This window comes from Paraburkholderia sp. GAS448, from assembly GCF_050435685.1.
Classification (GTDB): Bacteria; Pseudomonadota; Gammaproteobacteria; order Burkholderiales; family Burkholderiaceae; genus Paraburkholderia.
Window position 1 is genome coordinate 1 of record NZ_JBNDKT010000099.1, and the last position, 6,434, is coordinate 6,434.

General features: G+C 58.4%; 3 protein-coding genes and 2 pseudogenes. 2 read left to right on the top strand and 3 right to left on the bottom strand.

What is annotated here, in order from left to right; all coding sequences use genetic code 11:
• Window positions 1–240: 240 nt before the first annotated feature.
• Window positions 241–3,663, bottom strand: coding sequence for an ATP-binding protein (locus tag P3T23_RS46935; RefSeq protein WP_429322836.1), 3,423 nt, complete (start codon window positions 3,661–3,663; stop codon window positions 241–243).
• A gap of 328 nt (window positions 3,664–3,991) precedes the next feature.
• Here P3T23_RS46935 and P3T23_RS46940 point away from each other — a divergent pair.
• Window positions 3,992–4,492: pseudogene (locus tag P3T23_RS46940) on the top strand (IS110 family transposase); the annotation flags it as partial.
• Between the two features lie 177 nt (window positions 4,493–4,669).
• Here P3T23_RS46940 and P3T23_RS46945 read toward each other — a convergent pair.
• Window positions 4,670–5,002: pseudogene (locus P3T23_RS46945) on the bottom strand (DDE-type integrase/transposase/recombinase); the annotation flags it as partial.
• Between the two features lie 38 nt (window positions 5,003–5,040).
• Here P3T23_RS46945 and P3T23_RS46950 point away from each other — a divergent pair.
• A complete protein-coding gene (locus P3T23_RS46950) occupies window positions 5,041–5,796 on the top strand; it encodes a transposase (RefSeq protein WP_429322837.1) in 756 nt (251 codons plus the stop codon).
• 50 nt (window positions 5,797–5,846) lie between these two features.
• Here the strand turns inward: P3T23_RS46950 and P3T23_RS46955 are convergent, their stop codons facing one another.
• A complete protein-coding gene (locus tag P3T23_RS46955) occupies window positions 5,847–6,302 on the bottom strand; it encodes a hypothetical protein (RefSeq protein WP_429322838.1) in 456 nt (151 codons plus the stop codon).
• Window positions 6,303–6,434: the final 132 nt, after the last annotated feature.

Genomic DNA, 6,434 nt, shown 5'->3' on the forward strand with positions numbered 1-6,434 from the left:
CATAGCGGCCACCGCCTGTGGAGCGGTTTAGCACAAACATTTTTTTGATTACCGGTCGCGGATCAGGTCCGACGACATGGCGATGCGCTGGTTGCCGCGACCGCCAACCAAAAAAATCTCTGCCTTACGCAAAAAAACCATAACTGTTCCATTGCTCCCCGAACCTCGTGATCACCACACGCGGCGGGGGCGATTATGTTTCCCGCCAACGATGTGACAGTACCCCGCGACAATACACCGCTAACCAACCTCAATCAGCGTCCGCAAGGCAGCTTCAAATTGGGCAAACCGACCACTTAGCCCCATGAACCCATCGATCTTGACCTGCGACTCGATCTCCCGGCACTCCCGCGCGAGCGACGTTCGCCCGAACGCGCCGAGTGCGCCACACAGCGAATGTAGTTCGGCGATCGCGGTCTCCACATCCCCGCTCTTCTCCGCAACGTGAATCGCCTTCAGCGACGCCACGCACGACTCTGCGAAGATGACGCGCAAATGCGTGGGAATAGGCTTGCCGCCGAGCACCGAGAGGCGCTCATTCGCAGGTCTTGTGAGGGTCGCGCGAGCCGTGTCGGCGACAGCGGCCAGCGCGTCGTACAGCCCGCCGAGGGAAAGGGGCTTGAGCAGTACACGATCCATGCCTGCTGTTTCGCAGCGTGCGTGCTGCTCGACAGTGGCGTAGGCGGTTACCGCCATGATCGGCAGCGACGGCCATCTCTCGTGAACAGCCGAAGCGAGCTCGTAGCCGCTCATTCCCGGCATGTTGAGGTCGGTGAGGAGGATGTCCCAGTGGCCTTCAGTCAGCGCGTCCAGTGCCTCCTTCCCGGAGCCAACGACGAGTGACTTGCAACCAAGGATCTCGAACTGTTCGGTAAAGAGTTGCTGGTTGACTGGGTTATCTTCGGCCACGAGCACACATAGCTGGTTCGGCGCGATCAGCCGTGCGCCGCCATCTTCAGTCATACGGACTGTCGGCTGTGGGCTCGCCGCGGTGGCCAGCACCTCATCGCGTAAAGTCTGAAGCAACGCTACTTCAAGGCCTCTTAGCGAATGGCACGAGACACTCGTGAGCCGCCCCGTCTGCACCGGTCGCGCAGGACCGTCACTATGACAGTCGATAACGCAGGCGGCCTCTTCGATGAGGTGGTTTTCCTCCGACGGATGCCATTTGTCACGCTCGCCGCAGATGATGAGCGCGTGTGCCGTCGACAGCCTGTCTTCATCTATCATCGCGGGGTGCCAGCATGTGTGGACGCGCAGGCCCCACGCCTCGAGATGCGGCACCGCAAACTCGCGCCATTCGTCGACGGACGACAGGAAGATCACTGGTTCACCTGCAAAAACGGTTGGTTCCTGCGCTGCGATCAAACCGGCACCAAGCGGCAACCGTACCGTGAAACGGCTTCCAGACCCCTCTTCACTGACGACAGAGATCTCCCCCCCCAACGCAGTCGCGAGTCGACGGGACAACGCGAGCCCTAGTCCGGATCCACCAAAGCGTCTGTTGATTGACGTGTCAGCCTGAGAAAATGCTTGGAAAAGCGTGTGCAACTGCTCGGACGAGATCCCGATCCCGGTGTCCTCGACCGTGATGATCAAGGTAGCCCCGCCGTCCGGGACCGGCTCCAGCGATAGCCGCAACATCACCTTGCCCGCCAGCGTGAACTTGATCGCATTGCTAAGCAGGTTGTGTACGATTTGCCCGAGGCGAACAGGGTCCCCTCGCATCGACTGCGCACTCGCTATGTTGAACACTCCGTAGAGCGACACGCCTTTCGTTCGGGCGATCGGCGCGAAGATCATTAGCGCGCGCTCGGCCACATCGATCACATCAAATTCGATCTGTTCAAGCGACATCTCGCCGGCCTCGATCTTCGAGAAATCAAGAATGTCTCCGATCGTTGCCAGCAGCGCGTCGGACGACGTGCGGATCGTTTCCAGTCGGCCCTTCTGAATGAAATTGAGCGGAGAATGGGCGAGTAGTTCCAGATTCCCCATAATCGCATTGAGCGGTGTGCGGATCTCATGACTCATTGCAGCAAGAAAGGCAGATTTCGCTCGGTTTGCTTCATCTGCAGCGACTCGGGCTTCTTCGCGCTTGCGCTCTGTATCTTTGCGCGCGGTGATATCCGAAAAACTGCACAGGAGTGCCTCCGCACCCAGATATTTCGTTTTGACTGCGTTGACGAGCAGGTCGAGCCTTCCATCATCCGCAATATCAAGCGCCATTTCGCAGTCATCTAGCGTGGTAGCGCCAGATGCTTGTTCTCGATAGAGAACAAGCATCTGGCGATGCAACGGCGGCTCTGCAACTCCAGCCGTCGCTGAATATCGCTCCATCATCGTGTTCTGCAAGAGGACCTCCTCACTCACAAGTGACACCAAACACACGCCAAACGGCGACGTCATCATGATCGCTCGATTGAGATTCTCGCTTTCGAATACGCGATGGGAGCGCGCGTAGACAGGCATGAACACCTTGCGATTGAATAGCACCAGCAACACCCAAAGCGTGCCGAGCATGAGCAGCGTGGTCGCAATATAGCGCAATATATCGGACCTTAATGCTATTACAATGGTGCGCCACGAGTAGGAATAGACGAGCACCCAGTCGGTATCCGACACCCGGTCACTGATGCTGAACACGCCATCCCGATAGCTGTCGTCCAGCTTGGTGAAGCCTCGTTGCCACGACTTCGAAGTAAGCGAGTCACGCATCAGGGCGTCGCCGTCGATCGAGGCCCTCGTCCGGTCCTTGCTCAGGAGAACCCTTCCGGTTGGGTCGACGAGCATAATCGTAGTGTCGATGGGCGCCTGCTCGAACCGCGCCATCAGTACGCTTACCGGAAAGTCCATGACGAAGATCATGAAAGGCTTGTTGTTTTCGAACGCGGGTTGGACCATTCTGAATACACTTTCACTCGTCAGCGGATCGACCGCCTCAGGCTGAAACACGATATGCCCGGACTCCCCCCATCGGGCGGCTGTGGCAGCGTCAGAAAGATCGCCGATATCGAATGAAAGACGATGGATGAGGTCGGTAACATCATGCGTGCCAGTCGACTTAAACACAGCGTCTTCTCCTCCAACCGGAGCAGGCACAATTACGATGAAGCGATCGTCTGCACTGTACGCATAGCCCGTCCCAGGACGAGTGTGTGAATGGGTACTCGCGATTGCGGTATTCGCCTGTTGCTCGACCAATCCAAGGTATTTGGCCAGCGGCGTTGCAGACTGCTGTGGGGAGACCTGTCCCATCGCCAGCATTGGGCGGAACCTCGGGCTCGCCTGCACAGTCACACGACCATTCGCAGTCTCAAACGCCTTGAGCAAAGAAGCGGTCGGCTTCGGATCGCCGCTCCATAGCGATTCAGCATTGTTTACGACGCGGCGCAGCACCGTCTGCCGGCTTTCGATCTCGAGTTGGACCAGTGACTTATGTGTCGCAAACACGGCCCGACGCTGGTCGATGTAATCCTTTACCGTTCCATACAGCACAAGACTGGTTGCAAAGACGATCACAATCGAAAGCACGATGCCGCCGCCGAACAACAGTACGCGCTGATAGCGCCCCAAGAGGCTCAGCTCACTTGATTCTTGTCCGATCAAGGACACCCCATCGCCGGAAAATTCTCGAGGAAGGGGCTTAATTTCTTTCGTCATGTGTGGAATCGCGAAATTGAAAACTCGATCTATAGAGAAACTAAGGATTCGTATGAAGTATCTTGAGAGCATTCCAAACCCGTGCCGGGCCCGGCGTTGGCGGAGAAACGGAGATGAGGTATACCGGTGAACGGCGGCGCCGCGATGACCGATATACCAATGGTGCGCACTGGCGGCCTGCCCGCCGCGAGTGAGTCCGCTTGAGAGCATGGTCCGGGGTTCGTCGGCGACAGTGGTGAGCAGCGCGAGCTGCATCCCGTTCACGAGATCGAGTCAATTTCGACGTATCCCATGGCGCTGCCGTTCATCCACGATCATGAGGCGAACCATGGCGATGCGCAAGCGCGAAGACAGTCCCGAGGTGTTTCCCAACGCCGCGGGGATTGATGTGGGTGGTTCAAGCCACTGGGTGGCGGTGCCCAGGCCAGCCTCGGATGAGCCGGTGCGGGAATTCGGCACGATGACCGATGAGCTGCACGCGATGGCCGACTGGCTGCTGGCCTGCGGGGTGGATACGGTGGCGCTCGAATCGACCGGCGTATTCTGGATCCCCATATACGAGGTGCTGGAGCAGCGCGGGCTGACGGTGTGGCTGGTGGATGCGCGGCAGATGAAGTACGGGCCGGGGCGCAAGAGCGACGTGCTGGACTGCCAGTGGCTGCAGAAGCTCATGAGCCTGGGACTGCTGCGGGCGGCTTGGCGCCCGGGTGCCGAGGTCTGCGTGATACGGGCCGTGGCACGCCAGCGCGAGGTGCTGCTCGCCGACCAGGCCAGCTGGGTGCTGCGCATGCAGAAGGCGCTGGTGCAGATGAACCTGCAGCTCACCGAAGGGTTTTGTCGCGATAACGATTGCAAGTTGAGCAACGCCTGATATGACTAGGACTACTTTTGCCGCCAACGAATAGAACTGCTCGGCGACAGTTTGTCGGGCGCCGTTGTCTTTCATCTGCCCCTTGGCGATCATGTGAGCCACCTCGATGCCACCGAGTAGGATGCGTGCGCACCGGAAATTCTTGAACCCGAGCATGGGGCGGGTACGCCGCTTGATCGCGCGGTGGTCTTGTTCGATGATATTGTTCAAGTACTTCGTCTGCCGGATCTTGATGGGCGTTTCGCGCTCGGCGTTGATGGTCTTCCAGCGCAGCCAGATTGGCGCCGCTTTTGTCGATCGTCACCGTCTCGGGTTCGCCATTCTGGGCGATTGATTTTTCGAAATACCACCGCGCGCCGCTGTCTTATCCCGATGGGCCCGCAGCAGGAAGTCGATGGTGTTGCCGGCCTTGTCGACGGCGCGATACAGATATTTCCATTGGCCATTGACCTTAAGGCTACGCTGAATAAGGTCAACGCCATCGGGCGTTCAATCGTTAAATGCGGATGAAACAACAGACCCTTGCGATGGCGGCCGATCAAGGCGCCGGATTTGAACAGTACCGTCGGCCAACCAAACGCGATGTGTTCCTTGAGACGATGGAGCAGATCGTGCCGTGGACGCAACTGTGCGAGATTGTCGAGCCGTACTATCCGAAGGGTCAAGGCGGACGCCCGCCAGTGGGTCTGGAGCGCATGCTGCGCATGCACTTTGTGCAGCACTGGTTCAACCTGGCCGATGAAGCCTGCGAGGAAGCGCTGCTGGACAGCACCGCCTTGCGGCGATTCGTTGGGATCGACCTGGGGCGCGAGCGGGTTCCCGATGGCACGACACTGTTGAAATTCCGCCGGCTGCTGGAGCGCAACAAGCTCGGCGAGCAGTTGTTCGACAGCTACGGCATCCCGCTCGCACGGGTGCTGACCGATCGTGGCACCGAGTATTGCGGCAACCCCGAGCATCACGAATACGAACTCTATCTGGCCGTGGAGAACATCGACCACACCCGCACCAAAGCGCGTTCTCCACAAACCAACGGCATCGTCGAGCGACTTCACAAGACCATGCTCAACGAGTTCTATCGCATCGCCTTTCGCAGGAAAATCTACGACTCGATCGCAGCCTTGCAGACCGATCTGGACGCATGGCTTGACCAGTACAACAATGAGCGCGAACATCAGGGACGATGGTGCTACGGCAAGACGCCCATGCGTACCTTCCTCGATTCACTCGAACTCGCCAGGGAGAAACTGATTCCCTACTGAATCCTCTTCTTTACTTTGCTTCCCCGACTACCTGTCAGGTCCTGTCTAGGCTAATACAGCTCAAGCAACCGCTGCTGCCCCGTCCAGCCAATGTTGGCCGCACCACTCTCCACCAGCCATGCCAGCGGCAACGCCCAGTCTCCCGTACGCACACTCAGCATCAGTACTGCAAACCGGTCGCCAAGGTCAGTCTGATCCATCGACAGCAAAATCGTCTGACCGCCGCCGCCCGCCTGCTGCAGCGCCTGTCGGCCCATCGGTTCCAGAATCGTCACCGGCTCCAGCAAGAAATTCTTCAGCAGACGCCGCAGCCACTGCTCGCGCATGTCCGCCCGCTCCGTCGCCAGTGGCAGTACAGTCGCCAGTTCCATCGTGTTCGGCGTGCGCGCTTCGATCATTGCAGCAACCGCCAGCGGCAGTTTCTTCAGAATCGTCCTGCGCAATCCGGACAATGCCTGTTCCAGTCCTCGACGTACTTCGTCCGCCAGCTTTTCGATGTTACCCACAGATTCTCAACGGATGGCTTTAACCCGCGAAATGCTACTAGATTCCTTGACTGAAATGATTTCATAGCAATTGCGACAGGTTTTTCTACGCAGCAATTTTCGCTTCGTCGCACCATGCGTTGACGGCCTGTT